This window comes from Pedobacter ginsengisoli (assembly GCF_002736205.1).
GTDB classification, from domain to species: Bacteria; Bacteroidota; Bacteroidia; order Sphingobacteriales; family Sphingobacteriaceae; genus Pedobacter; species Pedobacter ginsengisoli_A.
Genome location: NZ_CP024091.1, coordinates 1,582,653 through 1,605,789, shown reverse-complemented (window position 1 = coordinate 1,605,789; position 23,137 = coordinate 1,582,653). Strand labels below are relative to the sequence as shown.

The 23,137-nt window shown below is 37.0% G+C and carries 20 protein-coding genes; 6 read left to right on the top strand and 14 right to left on the bottom strand.

The window, feature by feature from the left end; genetic code table 11:
- Positions 1–31: 31 nt before the first annotated feature.
- From CPT03_RS06555 to CPT03_RS06540, 4 genes are read right to left on the bottom strand one after another with little or no spacing between them, the layout of a single operon-like run.
- Positions 32–1,096, bottom strand: coding sequence for a glycoside hydrolase family 99 protein (locus CPT03_RS06555; RefSeq protein WP_157766368.1), 1,065 nt, complete (start codon positions 1,094–1,096; stop codon positions 32–34).
- Complete coding sequence (locus CPT03_RS06550) at positions 1,089–1,862, bottom strand: SDR family NAD(P)-dependent oxidoreductase (protein ID WP_216641613.1); 774 nt, start codon at positions 1,860–1,862, stop codon at positions 1,089–1,091. The genes CPT03_RS06555 and CPT03_RS06550 overlap by 8 nt, the downstream gene beginning before the upstream one ends.
- A gap of 22 nt (positions 1,863–1,884) precedes the next feature.
- On the bottom strand, positions 1,885–3,597 hold the full coding sequence (locus CPT03_RS06545) for an IlvD/Edd family dehydratase (protein ID WP_099441032.1): 1,713 nt from the start codon (positions 3,595–3,597) through the stop codon (positions 1,885–1,887).
- 10 nt (positions 3,598–3,607) lie between these two features.
- Complete coding sequence (locus CPT03_RS06540) at positions 3,608–4,498, bottom strand: SMP-30/gluconolactonase/LRE family protein (protein WP_099438089.1); 891 nt, start codon at positions 4,496–4,498, stop codon at positions 3,608–3,610.
- A gap of 129 nt (positions 4,499–4,627) precedes the next feature.
- Here CPT03_RS06540 and CPT03_RS06535 point away from each other — a divergent pair, with 129 nt between their 5' ends.
- Positions 4,628–6,964, top strand: coding sequence for an ATP-binding protein (locus CPT03_RS06535; protein ID WP_099438088.1), 2,337 nt, complete (start codon positions 4,628–4,630; stop codon positions 6,962–6,964).
- Positions 6,965–6,979: 15 nt separating this feature from the next.
- On the opposite strand, the gene CPT03_RS06530 is transcribed toward CPT03_RS06535, so the two are convergent.
- Complete coding sequence (locus tag CPT03_RS06530) at positions 6,980–7,366, bottom strand: VOC family protein (protein ID WP_099438087.1); 387 nt, start codon at positions 7,364–7,366, stop codon at positions 6,980–6,982.
- 255 nt (positions 7,367–7,621) lie between these two features.
- Here CPT03_RS06530 and CPT03_RS06525 point away from each other — a divergent pair, with 255 nt between their 5' ends.
- The 4 genes from CPT03_RS06525 (at position 7,622) to CPT03_RS06510 (ending at position 13,616) form a co-directional block, all read left to right on the top strand.
- Positions 7,622–9,592 carry an LTA synthase family protein gene (locus tag CPT03_RS06525; RefSeq protein ID WP_099438086.1) on the top strand — a complete coding sequence of 657 codons (1,971 nt, stop codon included), beginning with the start codon at positions 7,622–7,624 and terminating at the stop codon, positions 9,590–9,592.
- Positions 9,593–9,602: 10 nt separating this feature from the next.
- A complete protein-coding gene (locus CPT03_RS06520) occupies positions 9,603–12,029 on the top strand; it encodes a TonB-dependent receptor domain-containing protein (RefSeq protein WP_099438085.1) in 2,427 nt (808 codons plus the stop codon).
- A gap of 27 nt (positions 12,030–12,056) precedes the next feature.
- Complete coding sequence (locus tag CPT03_RS06515) at positions 12,057–13,091, top strand: DUF3500 domain-containing protein (RefSeq protein WP_099438084.1); 1,035 nt, start codon at positions 12,057–12,059, stop codon at positions 13,089–13,091.
- Positions 13,092–13,157: 66 nt separating this feature from the next.
- Positions 13,158–13,616 (top strand): DUF1569 domain-containing protein, encoded by a 459-nt coding sequence (locus tag CPT03_RS06510; protein ID WP_099438083.1) that lies wholly within the window; start codon positions 13,158–13,160, stop codon positions 13,614–13,616.
- A gap of 7 nt (positions 13,617–13,623) precedes the next feature.
- On the opposite strand, the gene CPT03_RS06505 is transcribed toward CPT03_RS06510, so the two are convergent.
- From CPT03_RS06505 to CPT03_RS06495, 3 genes are read right to left on the bottom strand one after another with little or no spacing between them, the layout of a single operon-like run.
- Entirely contained in the window at positions 13,624–13,998 is a 375-nt protein-coding gene (locus CPT03_RS06505; protein ID WP_099438082.1) for a hypothetical protein, read from the bottom strand.
- Between the two features lie 44 nt (positions 13,999–14,042).
- Positions 14,043–14,675: a M23 family metallopeptidase gene (locus tag CPT03_RS06500; RefSeq protein WP_099438081.1), complete on the bottom strand. Its 633-nt coding sequence runs from the start codon at positions 14,673–14,675 to the stop codon at positions 14,043–14,045.
- Positions 14,672–15,343, bottom strand: coding sequence for a peptidylprolyl isomerase (locus CPT03_RS06495; protein ID WP_099438080.1), 672 nt, complete (start codon positions 15,341–15,343; stop codon positions 14,672–14,674). Before CPT03_RS06495 ends, CPT03_RS06500 begins: the two co-directional genes overlap by 4 nt.
- Positions 15,344–15,517: 174 nt before the next feature.
- Between CPT03_RS06495 and CPT03_RS06490 the strand changes: the two genes are divergently transcribed.
- Complete coding sequence (locus CPT03_RS06490) at positions 15,518–16,000, top strand: hypothetical protein (protein WP_099438079.1); 483 nt, start codon at positions 15,518–15,520, stop codon at positions 15,998–16,000.
- Positions 16,001–16,002: 2 nt separating this feature from the next.
- Here CPT03_RS06490 and CPT03_RS06485 read toward each other — a convergent pair whose 3' ends face one another.
- The 6 genes from CPT03_RS06485 to CPT03_RS06460 form a co-directional block, all read right to left on the bottom strand.
- Positions 16,003–18,138: an ATP-binding protein gene (locus CPT03_RS06485; protein WP_099438078.1), complete on the bottom strand. Its 2,136-nt coding sequence runs from the start codon at positions 18,136–18,138 to the stop codon at positions 16,003–16,005.
- A 176-nt stretch (positions 18,139–18,314) separates the two neighbouring features.
- Positions 18,315–18,530, bottom strand: coding sequence for a hypothetical protein (locus CPT03_RS06480; protein ID WP_099438077.1), 216 nt, complete (start codon positions 18,528–18,530; stop codon positions 18,315–18,317).
- Positions 18,531–18,604: 74 nt separating this feature from the next.
- The gene (locus tag CPT03_RS06475) at positions 18,605–19,885 is read right to left on the bottom strand and encodes a sialidase family protein (RefSeq protein ID WP_099438076.1); all 1,281 of its coding nucleotides are present in this window, start codon (positions 19,883–19,885) and stop codon (positions 18,605–18,607) included.
- An 11-nt stretch (positions 19,886–19,896) separates the two neighbouring features.
- Positions 19,897–22,203, bottom strand: coding sequence for a TonB-dependent receptor (locus CPT03_RS06470; RefSeq protein WP_099438075.1), 2,307 nt, complete (start codon positions 22,201–22,203; stop codon positions 19,897–19,899).
- Positions 22,204–22,274: 71 nt separating this feature from the next.
- A complete protein-coding gene (locus CPT03_RS23050) occupies positions 22,275–22,475 on the bottom strand; it encodes a hypothetical protein (protein WP_245869992.1) in 201 nt (66 codons plus the stop codon).
- A gap of 211 nt (positions 22,476–22,686) precedes the next feature.
- On the bottom strand, positions 22,687–23,133 hold the full coding sequence (locus tag CPT03_RS06460; protein ID WP_099438073.1) for an energy transducer TonB: 447 nt from the start codon (positions 23,131–23,133) through the stop codon (positions 22,687–22,689).
- Between the last annotated feature and the right edge of the window lie 4 nt (positions 23,134–23,137).

Sequence of the window (23,137 nt, the reverse complement as noted above, 5' to 3'; positions counted from 1 at the left end):
GCGTCGGAGTGGCGCCCTGAAAAATCTCTCGTCATTTTTTTAAGAAACGATTAGTCCAATATCTCGTTCTGGTTAGGTAATAATCATCTGACAGCGGGTTATAATCAAGGTAAGTAAAACCTGTAATGCGCTTTGGCTTTGCAGGTTCAATTTGTGTACCCTCATGCCATTCGTTAAATGAAGTAATGGCCACATATGGGCTTTTCACAGCAATTGCTTTCATCCAATAATCATCATAATATGCCCCATTATCCCTGCTTTGAGTGTTGGCACTGTTTTCAGGGCGAATACGTTCATCTATATAACCCGGCCCTACACAGGGGATAAATATTTTCTTATTCTGAACCGCCCATTCCTGCATCTTAGCCCAGTTATTTGGGTTAGAACCATAGCGGAACACCTTCGAAACAAAATAAGTATAGAACCCGTCAAATCCTGAATCTTTAAAGAACTGATGCTCATTATCGTTAACCCAAAGACCGATAAAATCAGCATCATAAGCCGTCTTTCTAATTGTTGAATTTCCAGATGGCGATAAGACCTCTGACCATTCAGCGGCTTTGCTTAAGTATGAATCATAAACAAAGAAAAGCGGTTTCTTCTCATCAGAATAATAAAAAGCAGGGTGTTTGCCATAAGTATCAACAATGTATTTCACATCGGCCTTAACCGTTAAAGGCGACCTGTTTCCGTAAGGTTCAATCTGAAAACCGACTTTTACACCAGCCTTTTTAGCTTCATCAAGTATCACCGGGATGCTCTTTGCTGTAAAATGACCTTTGCCCCACCAGGTCAAAAAAACTGCATTTATACCGGCTTTAGCAATCATGTTCATGTGTTTGCCTACCAGCACGGGGTCATTTGTACTATAATTCCCTAAGGATGGAAAAAAATTAGCACCTATGTTATCACCACCGGGGTAACCATTAGGATCGCCATTGCTCCAATGCGACCAGTGCTGATCTACACCATCAAAAGCCTTGGTTTGATACCAATTGTAATAAAAGCAAAAAACCTTTGGTTTAATTGCTACGGCCGATCCGCAAAACAACAGAACCAGCGGCAAAAGGAAGATAACTTTTCTTAATCTATTCATTTGGCGAAGGACTAATTGCACTCCAGCCACCATCAATAACCAAACTTTGGCCGGTTATATGTTTTGCACCATCAGAAACCATAAACAAGGCAGCATTGGCAATATCAATAGTTTTAGCAGGGCTGCCCATAGGTGTAATTCTAGACCATACCGCTTCATAATTAGGATCATCTAAAGTACGCTCAGTTAAGGTTGCACCCGGTGCAATGGTATTTACATTAATTTTAAACGGAGAAAGCTCTAGTACAAGGTTTTTGGCCAGCATTTCAAGAGCAGCTTTAGTCATACCATAGGCAGCAAGGTCTTTATGCGCCTGATGCGCAGTAACAGAAGAAGTAAACAATAAAGAGCCACCTCTGCCCTGTTTTTTCATTTGGTTGGCCGCGGCCTGTGCTAAAAAGAATGTGCCGCCCAAATTAGTATGCAACACCTTGTACAAAGAATCCTGAGGATAAGTAAAGAAATCACCAAATAAAGTAATACCTGCATTAGCAATCACAACATCCAGGCTGCCAGAAGTTTTCACTGCCAGATCAACCATACTTTGGATAAACTCTTTATCACCCGAATCGCCTGCACAGGCAATACAATTTCCACCTGCGCCTTTAATAGCCTGTGCTGCTTTATTAGCCAGCACCTCATCAATATCATTTAATAAAACTGTAGCACCTCTGGATGCCAGTTGCTTACATATTTCAAATCCAATGCCCTGTCCGGCACCGGTTACAATTACCGTCTTATTAACAAATGCTGTTGAAGTCATCATAATAGTCTTTCGTCTTTATAAATTAATGTGAATCGCGTAATACTTCACTACCTGAGTTACCTTTTAAAAAATCAAAATCAGCACCTAAATGTGCTTGTTCAACATGTTCTACATACAACCTTGCGTAGCCCCGCTTAAACTGGTTTACAGGATCAGCAAGCGCGATCCTTCTTCTTTCCAGTTCATCATCAGGCACCAGCAAGTTTAATTTTCGGCCTACAACATCCAGTTCAATCATATCACCGTTTTTAACCAGGGCAATTGTACCGTTTTCAGCAGTTTCCGGCGATACATGGAGTACCACAGTTCCAAAACCGGTTCCGCTCATGCGGCCATCAGATATACGTACCATATCAGTAACTCCTAAATCGAGCATCTTTTTAGGCAAGCCCATGTTGCCAACTTCAGGCATGCCGGGATAACCCTTAGGGCCGGTATTTTTTAGTACCAGCACACTATCAGGATCAACTTCCAGTTCCGGATCATCAATTCTGAGCTTATAATCTTCAATGTTTTCAAATACTACAGCCTTGCCAGTATGCTGCATTAAACGCGGATTAGCTGCCGAAGGCTTAATAATGGCACCATGCGGACAAAGATTTCCCTTTAACACTGCCACACCAGAATCAAGCTTAAAAGGGCTTTCCACAGATGCAATCACCTCCTGGTTCAAAGTCTGCGCCCTTTCAAGGTTCTGGCCTATACTCCTGCCATTTACAGTAATACATTCTGCATTTAAAAGGCTTTGCATTTCTTTCATTACCGCAGGCAAACCACCCGCATAATACAGATCTTCCATAAAATGCGCACCGGATGGCTGTAGATTAGCGATCAGCGGTATTCCGGCAGAGAAACGGTCAAAATCATCAATATTCAAAGGGATGCCCACTCTGCCAGCAATGGCCAGCAGGTGTATAACAAAATTGGTAGAGCCACCAATAGCCGCATTTACCTTTATTGCGTTTTCAAAAGCTTTGCGTACCAGAATATCAGATGGTTTAAGGTCTTCCCTAACCATATCTACAATCCTACGTCCAGAGAACTGGGCAAGCACCTTTCTTGAAGCATCGGCAGCAGGAATAGCAGCGTTGCCGGGCAGCGAAAGCCCAAGCGCCTCAACCATGCAAGCCATAGATGATGCAGTACCCATAACCGCACAATGTCCCCTGCTACGACACATACCGGCCTCGGCAAGGTTCAGTTCTTCTTCCGACATGATTCCCGACCTCACGCTCTCAGAAAAACGCCATATATCACTTGTACCTATATTTTTCCCCTGAAATTTGCCCGTAAGCATAGCACCACCCGAAACCACAATAGCAGGAATATCAACACTGCAAGCACCCATAACCAGCGCCGGAGTAGTTTTATCGCACCCGCACATCAACACCACACCATCAATAGGGTTAGCCCTTATAGACTCTTCCACATCCATACTTACCAGGTTGCGGTAAAGCATGGCGGTAGGTTTAATAAGCGTTTCACCTAACGACATTACCGGAAACTCAACCGGGAAACCACCTGCCTCAATTACCCCTCTTTTTACAGATTCGGCAAGTTCCTTGAAATGTGCATTGCAAGGTGTAAGTTCCGACCATGTATTGCATATTCCAATAACAGGCTTACCCTGAAACTCATCAGCCGGAATGCCCTGATTTTTCATCCAGGCCCTGTAAATAAATCCATCCTTACCCTTTTTACCAAACCATTGCTGACTGCGAAGCTTTTTTTCCATATCAATTTTATTATAACGCGCAATTAAAAACCTGAGCACCTGTTACGCCCGGCCCTACTATAAATATATGACCACTTTGGGGAAATTCCTTAAGGTCGTTTTCTGTCATTTCTTTTTTTGCCGTGGTGATGATCATCCTGTCCAGGGCCTCGCCTACAAAAGCACAACTGCTTACATTAGGGGCCGGAATATCAATAAATCCAATCATTTCACCAGATTCTACATCAAACCTGCCCACACCATAACCACCCCACAGGGCTATCCAGAGCTTACCTTCGGCATCCAGTGCAATGCCATCCGGCAGACCCTTTTCTAAAGGAACTTGCACAACTATCCGCTCAAATTCCAGATCACCGGCAAGCTCATCATATAAATATGATTTAATAGCACCTGTAATACTATCAGTATGATAGAGCCTCTTGTTGTCGGCAGTCCATGCCATACCATTAGAAATAGATAGCTTATCCATTTTCTCGCTAACCTTCGTGTTTTTATCAACACAATAAAGCGCACCTGCATCTGCTTTGTGTTTCAGTTCAGTAGTACTTATCCATAATCTGCCCATATTGTCGCAGCCCCCATCATTACACCTGTAGGTTTTCCAGTCGGCATTAAGGTCAGCAGTAATTATAGATAAGGTTTCGGTAACCAGGTTAAACCGGGCTACACCACCCTGTAAACCCAGGATAAGTTCGTCAGCAGTATTGCTTTTAACAATTAATGAAACACGGCTAGCTAACTGATATTGGCTGCAGGTTTTACTAGCCAAGCTATATTCATAAATCATGCAGCCCTCAATATCCACCCAAAAGCAACTCTGTCGCTCATTGTGCCACATCGGGCTCTCGCCCAATACACAACCCGAAGGATACAACACTGCTGCCCCTGTTTTGTTTACCATTTGAAGATTCGTATTTGGTTAGTTCAATGTTAAAAGATAAATATATGTAATAGAATTTTGTAAAGAAGGTAACAAATCAAATAGAAATATAATTGTATCTTTAGATAATTATTTTGCTTATAACGTTCAATGTGGGTTAACAAACCTTATCTTTTATTTCTGATAGTACTATTAATTAGCAGTAAAATAACTACTGGTACTACCATACCTGTTGCGGCTAATCCAAAAGCAGTAATAGATTTGCGCAATCAATCTTTTGATAAAATTGTAAAGATTGGCAACCAATGGGAGTTTTACTGGAACCAGCTTCTTGAACCTGGTGATACAACGGCAAAAGACGGCAAACTGGTTAATTTTCCGTATACATGGAAGGGCTTTGGCTATGCTACCTATAAAGTTACAGTGCTCTTGCCCCATAATAGAAAATCGTTTTTGATGGGCATGCCCGAAACCTATACATCGTACAAACTATATGTAAACGGCAAGGCAGAGGCAACAAACGGAAGGGTTGGCACAAACAAAGGAAGCGCTGTACCCTACTGGCAACCCCAAACGGTTCCAATAGCTGCCAATGCTGATACACTAAATTTGTTATTACAAGTCTCCAATTTTGCCCACAGCAAAGGCGGTGTAAAAAAGCCCATAACAATTGGCAACAGAGATGAGGTAATTCTGCGCAGACGGCAATCATCGGCCATAAATCTTGTACTCACAGGATGTATGTTAATGGGCGGCCTGTTTTTTATGGGCTTATACTTACTTGGCAAAAACGATAAGGCAATCCTCTTTTTCGCTATTTTTTCTTTAGTATATACCTACAGAATTATAGGTACGGATACGTATGTGCTGCACACCATTATACCTAACCTTAGCTGGTACCTAACCTTAAGGCTCGAATACCTTACCTTATTTATAGGTATAGGGCTATTTGCACTTTATACCCTGAATCTGTATCCAAGAGATATTAATATACTGATTGCAAAGTCAATATGTGCAGTATGCTGCTTATTTAGTTTAGCAGTAATCTGCTTGCCTCCTTTTTATTTTACCCAATTAATTAATCCATTTTTAGTAGTAATGCTGTTCAGCCTGCTGTATGTGCCATACGTATACATAAGGGCATACAGAAAAAACAGGACTGGCGCGATATATACCTTAATGAGCTCATTTGCCATGTTTCCGGTATTCGTAATCTCGCTACTTCACTATTGGCAAATTATACCTCCTTATGAGTTAATTAGCTTTTTATGCTATATTTTGTTCTTTTTTATGCAATCGCTGGCCCTATCACACAGGGTTTCGTTTGCATTAAAACAGGCAAAAGCGCAAGCCGAAGAAGGACTTATTGCCAAAAGCGAGTTCCTGAGCAATATGAGCCACGAAATAAGGACACCGCTAAACGCAGTAATTGGTATGAGCCACCTGCTGTCGAAAACCAACCCGCGCGAGGATCAGATAGAACAACTGGATGTGTTGCGTTTTTCGGCGAATAATCTTTTGGCTATAGTAAACGATATTTTAGATTACCATAAAATTGAATCAGGGACAATATCTATTGAACGTTCTGAAATGGATATTGTATCTATTACTGAGTATATTGTTAAGGGCCTTGAAATGGCTGCGAAAGACAAAGGTTTAATTCTTTCCTTAACAACAGATAAGGCTTTACAAAACAAGGTAATTGGCGATCCGACCAGAACTACGCAGGTAATTACAAATCTGGTACATAACGCCATAAAATTTACCGAAAAAGGTTCCGTAAAGGTTTCTATAACCGTTGTATCTCAAAATAAAACATCAATAACTCTTTCTATTGAGGTAAAGGATACAGGTGTAGGTATCTCAAAAGAGAAATTGGCAATTGTATTTGAGCGGTTTATGCAAGTAAACACTTCTGGCTTTAAAGGACCAAAAGGTACTGGCCTCGGATTAGCCATATCTAAAAAAATCCTTGAATTACAAGATTCCACTTTAAATGTAAAAAGTATTGAAAGCAAAGGCTCTACTTTCTATTTTGAGCAAACTTTTGAAAAAGCCGGAAAAAGAAATGAGAGCAATTACAATGTAGAAGAAACTATACAAAATTTAAAACCTTTTGATGGATTACATATTTTATTAGTTGAAGATAACCCAATGAATATTCTTGTTGCCCAACGATATCTTGAGGGTTGGGGAGCCTCAATTGATGTAGCTTTAAACGGTTTTGAAGCTCTTCATAAATTTGATAATTCCAGACATAAAATCGTACTTATGGACTTGCAAATGCCAATTCTTGATGGATATGAAGCAGCAAGAAAGATGCGCAAAACTGGTGTTACAAAACCAATAGTAGCACTTACAGCTAACCTGGCAAGCGAAATACAAGATCAGATAAAAGAGGCAGGTATAGATGATTACATTATAAAGCCATTTTTACCGGAAGAGTTATTTAAAAAAGTAATGCATTATACTTTGGAAGACAGGTAAACTAAATCAGAGCTTTTACATGTAAAACACATTAAATTTATGACCATCGGGGTCAGAAAACACAAGACCATAATACCCCTCTCCAAACTTCTGTGCTTTTGAAACAATCTTTCCACCAGCGATTTCAACTGCTTCCTCCCACTCATTTACCTCATCTTCGCTTTCAGCAGAAAGGGTGAATATAACTTCATTTGCGATGTGTGCGTCAGAAATTTCAATCTCCACATTTGCCTTCAGCTTATCTTCTAAGAAGAAATGCATTACAAAATTATTTTCACCTATAAAAAAGCTGGTTAGGTCGGCTGATCTCCCATTGGATTTAAATCCAAGTGTTGCATAAAATTTCGTTGTTCGGTCCAGATCACTTACTGTTAAATTCGACCATATCTTTTTCGGGTTCATATCTATATTTTTTTAGTTAAAAGCTATAACACAAAAATATGGTGTTTTAGTTAAACACCATGGGTGTAGAAGTGACATTTGTGACGGTAGGTTGCGACATGCATTAGTAAACTGCGGTATATACCACTCCGATCTACATACGGCTAGAAAAGAATGTCATGGTACTGGAATTTGGTAAATAATTTTCAATAATCTTTAAAATTCAGATTTTCTTCTAAATTGACATGGTACTTTACCTCATTAAAAAAATGAGATATGAGTACTAAAAGATTTTCTACTGTGTTTTCCGTTTTAGGGATATACATGTTTGTTTCATTTCTAATAAGGATAACATTCATCATTTGGTCTGCAAAGGATGTAGATGCCAGTTTAATTTCTGTTTTAAGATCTTTTGCGACTGGGATTCTTTTTGACTTAACTGCAGGTTTATGCTTCCTGTTTCTATATATTATTTATCTTTTTTTACTCCCAAAAAGATGGATTGGCTCTGCACTTGACAAAGCATTTACCTATATCTACTTATCGTTAACTCTTTTCATTATTTATTTCAGTTTGATGGCTGAAATTCCATTTTGGGATGAATTCGGAGTAAGGTTCAATTTTATAGCAGTTGACTACCTGATATACACTTATGAAGTTGTTTCAAACATAAACCAATCTTATCCATTGCCTTTGGTAATTGCGATACTACTGGCTTTGGTTGTGGCTACATTTATTTTATTACACAAAACAGAAGCTTTAAGAAAAACATTTTCAGAAAAAAGTTCCATCCGTATCCGAGCTATCTACGCTGCGCCTTTATTACTTACAACAGTATTACTATTAGAATTATTGCAAAATAAACAAGCAGATTTTAGTAACAATGCAGTAATAAATGAGCTTGGAAAAAATGGAACATTTTCTTTCTTTGCCGCGTTTAGGTCGAATGAGCTTGACTACAATAGTTTTTACCCTAAACTTCCCGAAAATGAAATTTACAGTATTGTTAGAAAGCATCTTTTACAGGAAAATCAGAATTATACCTCTGGACAGTGGGATAATATTATCAGGTATACTAAAGGAACGAATGAAAAAAGGCCAAATGTAATATTAATTGCCATCGAAAGTTTTAGTGCGGATTTTTTAAGTACGTTTGGCAATAAGGAAAATATTACTCCTAATTACGACAGTCTTGCTAATAACAGTATTTTCTTTAACAATATGTACGCTACCGGTACAAGAACTGTTAGGGGAATGGAAGCGCTTACGCTTTGTGTACCTCCAACTCCGGGGAATAGTATTGTAAGAAGACCAGATAATAAAGGTTTATTTTCGACAGCCACTGTTTTTAAAGAAAAGAATTATCATTCGTACTTTATTTACGGAGGCGATGGGTACTTTGATAATATGAATAACTTTTTTGGTGGGCAGGGCTTTGATATTGTAGACCGAGACAGAGGCAATCCCCTATCAGATGATATTCCTACGCATCGTTTCAAAATCCCTGACAATGAAATAAGTTTTGAAAATGCCTGGGGTATTTGTGATGAGGATTTATATAATCAAGCCATAAAGTATGCTGATAAGACCTTTGCACAGAATACTCCATTTTTTCAGTTTGTAATGACTACGTCTAATCATAAACCTTACACGTTTCCTGATGGTAAAATTGACCTACCTAAAGGAAATAGAAATGCAGCAGTAAAGTACACTGATTATGCTTTAGGAGCATTTATTACCAAAGCTAAAAAGAAAAGCTGGTTTGCAAACACTGTGTTTGTTATAGTAGCTGACCATTGCGCAAGCAGTGCAGGTAAATGGGAAATAAATATAGATAAACATCACATACCTGCAATCATTTATAATCTACCTGAGCGATCTCAAAGAATTGATAGACTGGTTTCACAAATTGACTTGATGCCTACACTATTTGGCTATTTAGGATGGAACTACAATACTGCCTTTTACGGTAAAGATGTAAATGAAACGAAAGCCTATGAAGAACGGGCTTTCATAGGAAATTACAGGACTTTGGGGATGCTTAAAAGAAATTTATTTACTCAAATAGACGATCGAAAAAGAGTAAAACAATTTTCGGTTTCTGAAAAAGACAATTCATTAACTGAGGTAAAATCTCAGGACAAAGAATTAGTATCAGAAACAATTTCTTATTACCAGACTGCAAGTGAAAGGTTTAAAAATGGTAAAATGAAGGAGTTGAATAAAAAAAACCAGCAATTACCATAAACTTCTACAAATGAAATATTTAAAGGTAAATATATGCGTTTTACTACTATGCGCTTTAGCCATAAAAACTCTGGCTCAAAAAAAATTGGATGTCAATAAAGTTACCATTTCTAGTATAGTAAAGAGCAGTGAATTCCTTAATGCAATTCCGTATGCCAATGTAGTTTTAAAACATGAAAAAGATAGCAGCTTCGTTTCCGGCACGATAACAGGCGAAGACGGAAGGTTCACGATTGAAGGAATTAAGCCAGGTAACTATCTGTTAGAGGCATCTTATATTGGTTTCGAAAACAAGTTGCAGCATTTATTTATTGGCAGCCTTTCCGAATTTTTAGATCTTCCACCAATTGAATTAAAGGAAAAATCTACTTCGCTTGATGGCGTGAATATTACCGCCAAAACCAGTGACATAAGTGATAAGCTAGATAAAAAAACATATTCTTTGTCAGACAATATCAGTCAAAGTGGTGGATCTGTATTGCAAAGTATGCAAAATCTACCGGGTGTAACCGTGCAAGACGGAAAAGTACAGCTAAGGGGTAATGACAAAATAACTATTCTAATTGATGGAAAACAAACTGCATTAACAGGATTTGGAAGTCAGGCAGGTCTAGACAATATTCCTGCATCAGCAATTGACAAAATTGAAATCATTAATAATCCTTCTTCAAAATATGATGCTAATGGTAATGCAGGAATCATTAATATCATTATGAAAAAAAACAAACAGAATGGTTTTAATGGAAAAGCAGGATTTACTACCGGTTTAGGCTCGTTGTGGGTAAGAAAAGAAAACCTACCTACAATTAGACCCCAGTATACGTTTACACCAAAAGTCAATCCATCATTGTCTCTCAATTACCGAAAAGATAAAGTGAATCTTTTTTTACAAGCCGACAACCTTTATACCCACACACTAAACAAGAATGAGTTTGTAACCCGCACTTATGATGATCAAACTGTTATAAATTCGCAGTTGAAACGAAACAGAAATACTAATTTTTTAACAACTAAGACTGGTATTGATTGGAATATTGATGAGAAGAGTATGCTCACAGTTTCGGGAATGTACGGCAGCGAGAAAATTATAGACAAGGGTGATCAGCCTTTTTTTGATGGCAATAAGCTTGAACGAATTCGCCTTTGGCAGTTTCTGGAAGATGAACTAAAAACAACTGCAATGGCTACCGCAGCTTACCAATATAAATTTAAAGATGCAGGACATTTATTGAGCGCTGGTTTTAATTATACGTTTCACCGCGAAGATGAAAAGTATTTTTACGATAATTACTTACTTGAATCAAAAGGCACAGATGCTTTTAAACTATTGTCGGATGAGAAAGTATATGATTTTAACATTGATTACATTAAACCACTAAAATATGGGCGGATAGAGACAGGTGTAAAATTGCGCAGCAGAAGCATTCCGACCGATATGAATTTTATTCCAGGAGCTAATTCTGTTTTGGATAAGAATGCCGGAGGCTGGGCTAACTACAAAGAATTAATACCTGCCTTATATGGCAACTATGTTTTTGAAAATGAAAAGTGGGAAGCAGAATTAGGCTTACGCGTTGAGTATGTTAAAATTCAGTATGATGTAAATCCTGATCATCCAACGTACAAAAGTGATGGGTATAATTATACGCAACCTTTCCCAAACCTAAGATTAGCTTATAAACTGAATAACAGTAACAAAATTTCTATGTTTTATAATAGAAGAGTTGATAGGCCTAATGAAGTAGATATCAGAATTTTTCCGAAATATGACGATGCTGAAATTATTAAAGTTGGCAATCCGGCATTGCGTCCCCAGTTTACTAATTCTATTGAGTTAGGTTATAAAAACAATTGGGACAACGGATATTTCTATTCAGCCTTATATCATCGTTCTGCAGATGGTACTATTACCAGAATATCGAGCATTGTTCCAGGAAGCAAATTGATTTACGCTATATTTCAAAATGCTAATCAGAGTTATAATACGGGTGTAGAGGCTATCTTAAACCAAAAAGTATCCAATATTTATTCATTTAATTTTAACGGTAATATTTACAGAAATCAAATCGATGCTTTTACAGTACTAAACTTATATCCATTACCTAATACTTTTTATGCCGAAAAGCAAACAGCAATTTCTGGAAATGTTAAGCTGAATAATATTCTTCGTATATCCAATGGCTTTGATGCACAATTAACCGCCATTTATTTAGCGCCCGATATTATACCTCAAGGCAAAATTCAATCAAGATTCTCAATAGATGCAGGCTTAAAAAAATCTGTACAGAGCGGTAAAGGAGAAATTTTCTTTAATGCCACTGATCTGCTGAATACAATGGTTATTAAAAAACAAATTGAAGGTAATGGTTTTTTTTATACAAGTAATGACTTTTACGAAACGCAGGTTTTTAGACTAGCATATAGTTATAAATTTTAGTTATTTTTATAATTATTGGCCTTGTATATGAAAAACCTTAGCACAATATTCTGTATATTATTTGTTTTGCTTTTTAGTATAAACAGCAAGTCGGTTACTAAAATAAATAACACCTTTACCCCTGGACAAGTTGTAAATGCCGCAAATACCTTTATCAAATCTTTAAATGCCGATCAGCAAAAAGCGGTTGTTGTTGACTATGTTAGAGAGAATGCAACAAAATGGACAAACCTACCATGTGGATTGCAATGCAGACTTGGGCTTTTATTGGGCTCATTAACAGATACACAGCTTCAAAATGCCAAAGCAGTAGTTAAAGCTGCGATGGGGACTCAAGTTTCAAGGGGATATGACCAAGCTATGCAAATTTTGGCAGCTGACGGTTTTCTGGGTACGAGCCGTAATGGTTATTCTGCTGGAAATTATATTATTGCATTTCTAGGTAAACCATCCCTTACAGGGAAATGGCAACTTCAGCTAGGGGGGCATCATCTGGCGGTGAATCTAACATTTGATCAGGGCAAGGTTATTGGAGCTTCACCCCTGTTTATTGGCTTAGAGCCCAAAACCTGGACTGCCGATGGTGTTACCTACACCCCTCTTAAAGCAAACCATGATCTGTTGACAGGCATCCTGGCTTCATTGAATACTGAACAATTAGAAAATGCCAAATTAAATAATGGCTTTAGTGATATATTAGTTGGCCCTGGTGCAGATGGTAAATTTCCTACCACTAAATCGGGTTTGAGAGTGGGTTCATTAAACAAACAACAAAAAGCAATGGTAGTAGACGCTATGAAAGCCTGGGTGCAAATTGCTGATGATGCTACAGCTAAAAAGTTAATTGCTACTTATACGACAGAAATAGATAATACTTATATAGCCTATTTTGGTGGGACAGCACTTACCAATAAAGGTGATTATATACGGATTGACGGCCCATCTGTTTGGATTGAGTTTATTTGCCAGCCTGGGGCCGTGTTTCCGGCTGAGGTACATTATCATACTCTTTACAGAGATCACACCCGTGATTACGGTGGTGGTTTTAGTTTTTTTAATTAACTTCATCGCACGATATTATAAACCGGCAAATTGTACCTGAATTAATTTTTATTAACAATCTTAAAAATGGCATTACCTAATATCTTCAGTAAATCAGTTTCTGATGAGATAATTACAAGAATTAACAATCTAACGCCTGAAAGTCAGCCTGAATGGGGTAAAATGGATGTTGCCCGAATGCTGGCACATTGCAATGTAACTTATGAATTGGTGTATGAGGACATACATAAAAAACCTAAGGCCTTTTTGAAATTTATTTTGAAACTAATGATAAAAAACAAGGTTGTTAACGAAAAGCCTTATGGTAAGAACGGAGCAACTGCACCTCAGTTTTTAATTACTGATGCTAAAGTGTTTGAAAATGAAAAAGCACGCTTAATTGACTACATTGAAAAAACCCAGCAACTTGGCGAAGCTCATTTTAACAATAAAGAATCTCACTCTTTTGGTGTACTGACAAAGACTGAGTGGAACAATATGTTTTATAAACATCTTAATCATCATTTAAACCAATTTAAGGTTTAATCTGCTCCTATAATGCAAGCGTTAATTCATAATCGCTAATTGCAAAGAACAGGTTTTGAATCTGATGAACATACTCTACACGTTTCAGCGTATGTTCATTCAACTGTACTATCCAGATTTCACAATTATTCTGATCTATTGAGTTTAATAGATTGAACTCATTGCTTTGCCCCTCACCATCTTCTATGTAAGTAATGAAAGAGCTAAGCTTAACTTGTAGACCTAAGGATGATGCCCAATATTCATTGATTGGAACACCTTTGTATTCGCCATGAAATGACTCCCAAAATTTTGGAGTTTTAAAATGATCTTCAGTTACAACAAACCAACTCCCATCTTTAAGTCCAACAATGTTTCCAATTCTTAATTCATGTGCATCCATACGATTTATTTAATTAGTTACTACTAAATATACCAACTGGCAGGCTAATTTTTTAATTTTGTTTTTAAAAAGATTAATGGGTTATAAAAACGTTGATTGAGTTGTTTTTGATTCATTGTTAACCAACTAGCACAACCGTAATCGTCAAAGCTTTTACGGATCTCGAGGTGAAGATGATGATAGTCTCCTCCATATTTTTTCGATTCTTGTTTTGTAAAGAGGCGGGCTAGTTTTGTTTGTAGGGTTACCGGCTGCCCCTGACCAACATAAACCTCTTTTAGGTGTTTGTAAGAAGTAAAGATCTCTTTACCATCTGTAAGTTTATGCCTTATTACTATAGTCTGCTGATTTTCTGCTAAATGTACAGAACACACAACCCCATTGGCTATTGGATAGACACTTACCAAACTTGTTTTAGATTTTAACGGATTAATGTCTATAGCGGTGTGTATATGACCTTTATAAAAACTATCCCGGTGATCTCCGAATATGCTGATTATCTTGATTTGCTTTATGTCTTTTCTGTCACTTACATCAAATGGCAGTTTCCAATCGGTAGCCATAACGGCCGGTACAGCATCTATGTAATAGGGTTTCCATCTGCCTTTATCGTTATCAATTGTAGGCTTTTGGAAGCTCAGTACTAAAAGCAGCATACTAAAGAGCACTACTTTCATAGTCGGGCTTTATTAAGTTTTTGCACTTCTTTTTTTGATAGCACGACGGCTTTAAAAGTTACAGGCACTAAAGGAAGATCATTTCTGTTTGTTGTTACGTTATTAATTGCGTCGGCAACATCCATTCCCTCTATGATTTCACCAAAAATGGTATAATCATTATCTAAATGGGGTGTCCCTCCAAGTGTTTTGTAAGTAGTTCGTTGTGATGGTGAAAATTTGATGTCTTTCTTCTTTTCCAATGCATCAAGCTGTTCATCTGTTTGTGGCTTACCTACAACTAGATATATTTGGCTAAAATAGGAACTCTTCTCTGGATTATCATTCCTTCCAGCTCCAAGGGCTCCTTTTTTATGAAACAATATTGGAGTTATCTCAGCAGCTAACCGTTGTATTGGTAATTCAGGATGTAATTTTTCTCTTTCGAGAATAGTTTCGTCCAGTTCCCCTCCCTGACTTACGAAAGATTTTATGACACGATTAAACTGAGCCTTATTATAAAGTCCCTTTTTAATTGCTTGCAGAAACATATCTCTATGTTTAGGCGTCTTATCGTATAGAAGCAGGGTAATGTTTCCCTTATTGGTAATGAGCCTTACATAAGTAGACTGGGCATTGGTGATTAACGCAAATATTAAAAGTAGCAAAGTTAGGACAGGAGTTCTCATCTGATGTTTTCCAGGTTAAAGATTTTACAACGAATATAGAAGATTATTTGATTGATTTTGTCGGTATATTCTTGCTTTCGGTCGGTAAATAATAAGATCCGGCAGATTACATACGCTTTATTTTAGTCTTCGGTATATTCATTGCTCTATCCAGATCAAATAAAATCGCACAAAATGAAAAGAATACTTTTGGCTGTAGCTTTCGGAGTAGCTTCGTTAAGCAGCATAAACACTAAAGCACAAGTAAGTGTAAATATAAATATCGGTTCACAACCACAATGGGGACCGGTTGGTTATGATCATGTTGATTATTATTATCTACCTGATATAGATGCTTATTACAATGTACCAAATAAACAATATATTTATCTAAATAATGGAAAATGGACATTCAATAATAGTTTGCCATCAAGGTATAGGACCTATGATTTGTACAATAGCTACAAAGTTGTAATTAACTCGCCTAAGCCTTATTTGTCGCATAAAGTGCATGTTAAAGAATACAGCAAATACAAAGGTTATAAAGGAAAACAAGTAGCAATTAGAGACGGTAGAAGCATTAGACAGGCCAGACCTGTAAACAACAAAAACAAGTCTCGTGAGGCAAGGGATAACAACAAACATGATAAAAGAAATGAAAAAGGTGGTAGGCATTAAACCTACCCCTTTAAAGCTTTAACTATCTGCTCAATTAAGCCCGCCTCTATAAACGGTTTACTAACTATACCGGAAAACCCTTTGGTTAGGATTTTATTCATTTCAAATTCCTCAGGGCTTGCACTAATGACTATTATCGGTAGTTTATTTTGTGGAGCAGGTAGTTTCTTAATTGATTGCAGAAGCTCATATCCATCCATTTCCGGCATCTGAATATCTGTTAAAACCACTGTTACATTTTCTTTATTGAGAACATCTAGTGCTTCTTTTCCATTTCCTGCGCTATAGAATTTAACATTCCATTTTTGCGTCATCATTTTAAGAAATTTTAGATTTAAATCATTGTCATCAACAGCAAGTATAGTTATTCCATTTAATAGCGAAAGTGGGTCTTCTGGAGTTTGATTTACGACTGTTTCCCCATTGTTTACATTTTCTACATATGGAATGTAAAAACTAAAAGTACTCCCTACTTTTTCAACACTCTTTACACTTATTTTTCCTCCCTGTAGTTCTACAAACTGTTTACAGATATAGAGTCCCAGTCCCGTACCCGTTTTACCTTTAGAGGAATTCGTTTGATAATATTTAGAAAACAGGTTCGCTTGCTGATCAGCACTGATTCCCATACCAGTATCAATTATATTCACTTCCAATTTAGGTCCATTATTCAGTTTGGTTAATTCAGCATTCACCGTAATCTGACCCTCTTTTGTATACTTGATGGCATTACTTAGCAGGTTAATCATAATTTGCTTTAGTCTAAAACTATCGCCAAGTAAAATAGCCTCTTTATCTCCTTTAAACTCATAATTCAGTACCAGTTTTTTCTTTGTTGCGCTGAACTCCATATTTTCAATTACACTTTTAAGTATAAAATCTGGATTAAATGGATCTGTATTAAATTTAAATTCACTATTTTCCATCTTAGCAGCATCAAGAGTATCATTCAAAGTGCCTAGAAGCATATCCGATGATAATCTGATAGAATCTAACATATCAGATTGCCGTTTTGACAATTCTGTTTGACTGAATATATACAAAAAACCTTTTATAGCCGTTAGTGGATTCCTTATTTCATGACTCATATGTAATAAAAGATCCATCTTTTGCTGGGCAATGGTAACTGCTCTTTCATTTTCATTACGCAATTGCACTTCTGAGCCGTTAAGTTTTACTATGAATACAATTAGGAGCACCGCAAAAACCAAAACTAAAAATAAAGCTGCCAAATACAATCTGTTTAGCAGATCTGTTGATTCCTGATAACTTTTGAAAGCCATTGCTTTAAATTCATCGGCTATATTATAATTAAGTGCCTTAACCTCATTAATTATATTTTCCAGTTCAGTACTAATTCGATCGTTCAGGCTTATCAGTTCACGTTGCATGGTAAGCATTTTAACATTTCTTTCCTGAAGTTCCTGCAGTTTATTTAAGTACACAGTTCTCTCCTTTCCAGCTCCTTTACGGGTTGCAAGCGCTGAATTTTCTGTTACTTGACGGTGGTTTATTTCAACTACAGCAGTAGGTGAAGTTGCTGATTTATTAGAAATGGCATCTTTTAGTCTTGAAAAAAGTCCTTTCTTCTGAACTACTACCTCCTTACGAATAGTATCCGTCTTGCTTTTTACATTCCTGTTGGATTTAAGTGTAGTAACCAATTTTTCTTCGCCCATGCTCCCTTGTGCCTCAAAAGTGGCATAAGCTGTTAGCAAAGAATCAAAATTATGTTTAAGTGAGTACAGCTTACCTGAAAGCTGAAGCTTTTTATTGTACCAACTTTTAACTTTTACACTTTGATCAGGGGTTAGCTGTAACGTATCCGCATTTCTTTTTAATAAAGTATCAATCTCATCAAAAGCTCTAGATAGTTTTGCTTTATAATCTGCACTTTTTGTACTTTTCACATTTAATAAGGACTCCTGAAAGTCATCATCAGCCTGATGCAACAGCAACAATATTTGTTGCGGTTTGGAACTATCAACTTCTACATTGTTAGCTTGCTTAACTATATTTTCTAATTTATGCGATATGGAATTACGAACAAAAAGAGCTGCAAGAGCTAAAACAATTACTATAACCAAAAAAGCAAGGAGAATTTTTCTGGATTGAATTTGTGTATATGTTACTTTCATTAAGGTATATTAAACAAGGAAGACTGTTGCGACAATAATATTTACAATCACGATGTGCTTATAGGCAAATAACATACCAATGGTATTTATGCGTTTATACCCACATCAGCTCGTTTATTTGCCATTAATTACCCAGTTCATGAAAATTTTTACTCAAGTTGTAGATAAAAATAGCTTTAATATAAAGGATCTTGCTCTGCCCGGTGACCAAGGTATGCTAAATAATCTGCTATTTCATCAGTCTTAATTAAGTTGGTTTGCTTACTGCTTTGCTCTTCTTTTATTGTAATGGTCCTGGTTCTTGTAAACAAAATACTCACAACTATACCAATAGAAAGTCCAGTAATAAATCCAAAGTAAGTAATTGATGGATCAACTTTTTTGAGTTTCATAATATAAGGTTCTATGTTAGAAACATTTTTGACTATAAAAGTGTTTTAATGAATCTTAAAAAGGAAACCGTGAATTAATTTGTATCTACTTTGGTATAACATATTTCTGACTGGCCATTCTGCTCTCTTATCCATGCCATTAACACTCCTCTATCTAAAGCCAAAATTACTGCATGATGATCTGGCTGTTGTCCATCCGTAATGGTGATAACTTTATCTTCTTTTCCAGATGCTAAAATCCTCAATACAATTTTTGAATTTGCAGCTTGTTCATGGCCCATTGTCATTCCTCCATGAGAATGCTTCATTTTCATTGGCTTTTCCTCTGGTTTATCTTTCAACTCTTCACAAACCATAAACAACTTATCATTTTTAAGCGAAACTAGCTGAGGATGTCTGCCATGAGCAGTAATTAACCTGCGCTCACCAAAGCTTGCATTTTTACCTGATGAAGAATAATAAATACCTGAACCACCACCTGCAGTAAACCAAACTGCATTTACACTTTGTCTTGTAGTAGCAAGTGAAGGCCCTGAATGCGGACAGCCATCTATTTGCCAATTATCTTTACTAATGGTTTTTACAGCACTAAATGTTTTACCATTATCGATAGATAATTTATACCCCATATCACGAACCTGTTTGTCTGCAAGACCCGTTGGAAGTGTTATATTCCTGTAGGCCAAATGAATATTCCCTTGTTTATCAGAAAGGATCTTAGTTCTGCAGCACTCACATGTGCCTTTTTCCAGGCAAGTGTCCATACCAAACCCATTCCCCTTAGTTGTTTTATTAAAAAACAAGGCCGAGCCTTTAATGCTTTTGCCATAACGTCCGTCAAGCCATATGGCCGCAAGCTCTCCATCCTTCAATTTAGTGATGTCAAAAAAGCTGCGTCCATAATTATGCGTTGTATCAGAATGCAGAAATTGCGAATCAGACCACGTTTTTCCATTATCTGTGGAAGAGCTATAGTAAATAGCTCCAGCATAGGGATTTCTTTCATTAGGAAACCGTTTTGAAAACACAGCTATCACAGTCCCATCAGACTTAAAGGCTATTTTACCCATACTCTCTGCTGAAATACTGATCCCGCTGGAAGCGGGAACAGTAACAGGAATACTAAAAGTGTTGTTTCGCTCATTATAACTAGCGTATTTTAAGCGGTATAAAGAATCCTTAGCATCTTGCTCGGACCAACAAAGTACAGGATTGCCTTTGCTGTCATAAGTAAGATAAGAACCCACAGCCAAACCCTCTGTGCGTAAGGTGCCAATTGTAATTTTATTTTGCTTTTCTTTACATGCGCCAAGAAAAATGATTCCAGCAAACAGTATTATTATTACTCTGTTCATTTTGATGATTATTAAAATATGTACTTAACATTTAGCCCACCATAACCATTTCGTTTTGGTGAAGGATTAAAATATGCGGGTTGCCCACCATTAAAACTGGCTGCGTTTAAGGAAACAATTGAACTATAGCTTTTATCAAGAATATTATCTAGACCTGCATAAATATTTAATTCACAGTGCTTAACTACTTGCTTTTTGTATCCTAATTTGGCATTTACAACATTATAAGAAGAATTATAGTTTGTATTTGCATCATTAAGCGGCAGTTTATCACTATAAAAATAACTTCCATAAAAATACAATCCATTTTTTGCTTCAAAATCTATACCTGCATTTATCATCCATGGAGCTATACCAGTTAGCTCATTTCCATCGTATATAGCTGTAATCTGATTCTGTGCATTTAAAATCTTATAATCTTTAAACTTAAAATCGGAATAGGTTATGGCCACAAATGGACGCAAACTAAATATCTGGTTATCGTCTTCAGGTTTGAATAGCTGATAGGACAAGGATAGTTCCGCACCATTATGGCTCGTTTTACCTGAATTATTATAAATTGTAATACCTTGTTGTATAGATTGAGCAATTAACTCGCCTTTCATGTCCATTTTAAACAAAGCCAAATCATATTCTAAACGTGTTTTTAAAAGGTTCCCCTTCACATTGAACTCATAGTTCATACCTTTTTCTGCTTGCAGATTTGGATTGATAGAACCATCAACATTCTTTATTTCGGAACTTGAAGGTGGAGAAAACCCTGAGCTTACACTTGCATGCAAACTGATCGCATCACTGAAAGTATGACTAAGGGCAATACGTGGTGTTGCTTGTGGATCGAATTTTTTTATCCCACTCTGATTTTGTTTCAGGTAATCACGAAGATCATAGTTCAAACTATTATAACTGATTCCTAGAGTTAAAGTGGTCTTCTTAGCCAACTCTGTTTCAGATTGATAAAACACTGAATATTGAGTATTTCGATAATCCACATTAGAGTTTATCGCTCCTTCTTTGCCTTGGTTATTTACATACTGGATACCCTTAGTTAGGCCATTATTAAATTCTGCACCAACAGTAAATTTGGTAGGTAAAACATTAAATGCGGGATCGTATATAAAGCGGGTTCTACCTCCATAACTTTGATAGGTATTACGGATATACGCATAAGGAAGAGGATGATTTAAATCATAGAAATAAGTAAAAACACTTGTGGTATTATAGAAGTGATCGTTAAAGTGATATTGTTGCCCTAAGCCTACCCTTGTCCAGTTCTGATATCTGCCAGCAGCTTTATCAAGATTTGTGGCATTAGCTTGCTTTGGATTTGCAGTAAGCTGATCCTGGGTTAATGATCCGGGGATTTGCGAATATTGTGTAGTCCTATTCAGCATTAAGGTAATAATGCGTTTATCGCTCGGAAAAAGTTGAAAGTTACCGGTCAAAAACCTACGCATATCTTTACTATGCTCTCGATAACCATCATATTCCTGCCAGCCATAAGATGCGTAACTATTTACTTTATCACCACCACTTTTATACGTTGTGGCTAATCGATGTAAGCCATAAGAACCAACAAGCGCCGAAGCTTCTATACTTTGTTCTTGGTATGGCGACCGCTGTAATTGAAAGTTAATCACCCCTGCAGTTCCTGCACCATAAATACTTGAAGCAGGCCCTTTTATTACCTCAGCCCTACCAATGCTATTTACATCCAATGCTTCAATTCTTGTAGTACCATCAGCTTCTGTAACGGGAATCTCATTTACATAAATCTTTACATTACGGATGCCGTAAGATGCACGTATCCCATTACCTCTTATTGAAATTCGGGCTTCTGAAAGTGTACTTTGATCCATCCGAACTCCTGGAATTGAGTTTAGTGCGGGCTGTAGCGAGACTGCACTTCCACGATTGATATCTCTTGAAGTTATCAATGAAATCCCTCCTGCTGTTTCCTTGCTCGTTTTATTTTCACTATAACCTGCTATCCTAACTTCATTAAGACTTACTCCATCAGCCTCAAGTTGAACATTGAGTTCATTTTGATTGGTACTAATTTTAATGATCTGAGATTTGTATCCAGATAGAGTTGCTTTTATTTGCCCATCAAGTTGATCGCTATAGATTTCGAAGTATCCTTTCGCATCGGATTTACCCACTTGCTGGGCTGTACTTGTTGTTAAAATAACGCCTGCCAAAGGCTGACGCGTTTGCGAATCGTAAATATGGCCTTTAACAGGCTGCGTTTGGGCTTGCACATGACAAAGCATCATAGCCAAGCCTATAGATATATATAAGTATCTGAATAGGTGCATTATAAAATAATTAAAGTATAATTGTTATTCCATGAAGATATCAGAATATGGTATTCTGTTTTACGTATTGGCTACGCCTGTGGTGGATGGAATATAGCAGCGGAATGCCTTGGGAGTGCAAAAGGCAACTCCACAAGTTTAATAACTTTAATTAATTGGGGTAAAAAGTTGAAGATTGTTTTATTTGTGACTAATGCTTCCTGAAAATGACCTTTTTGAGCTGCGCGACTTTGATTCTTTTCTTTTTCCTCAGCCTGCTTTAACTTTTTCATCAGATAACATTTCCCGTTACAATGCATCATTGGCTTGTCCCGGTTCTCGCAAAGCTCCGAAGCAATATAATTTTTATTCAGCTCAAATCCTGCATAAATAAAGAATCTGCTAAAATTAGCAGTCAGCATCATAAAAATTAAAGAAAAAGCGATAAGGCTCCTGAACATAATTGCTGCAAAGGTAGTGCTTATATAACATTAAACAATATTATTATTTCTTGGCACCAAAAGATAATGGAATATTATATTTTACTCTTACTGGACGTCCGTTCATTACACCCGGAATCCAGGCTGGGGAATTTTGAATGGCTTTTACAGCCGCCTCATCACAACCGTCACCAATTCCTTTTTCTACAACAACATTGCTTATTGAACCATCGCTTTCTACTACAAATGACAACAGAACTTTTCCTGATGTGCCGTTTCTTTTGGCTTTATCAGGATACACCAAACTTCCTTTAAGGTATGCTGCAAATCCTTGCATGCCTCCTTTAAATTGAGGAGGAGAATGAAGTGCATTAAACTTAACTAAAGCAGAAGTATCCAACTTTCCTATCATTTTCTGATAGACTTTGCTGGAATCAACATTAGTTGAATCACTTTGTGAATAACCTAACAAAGGTAAACATAGAAAAAATAAAATAGAGCGTGTTTTCATAATT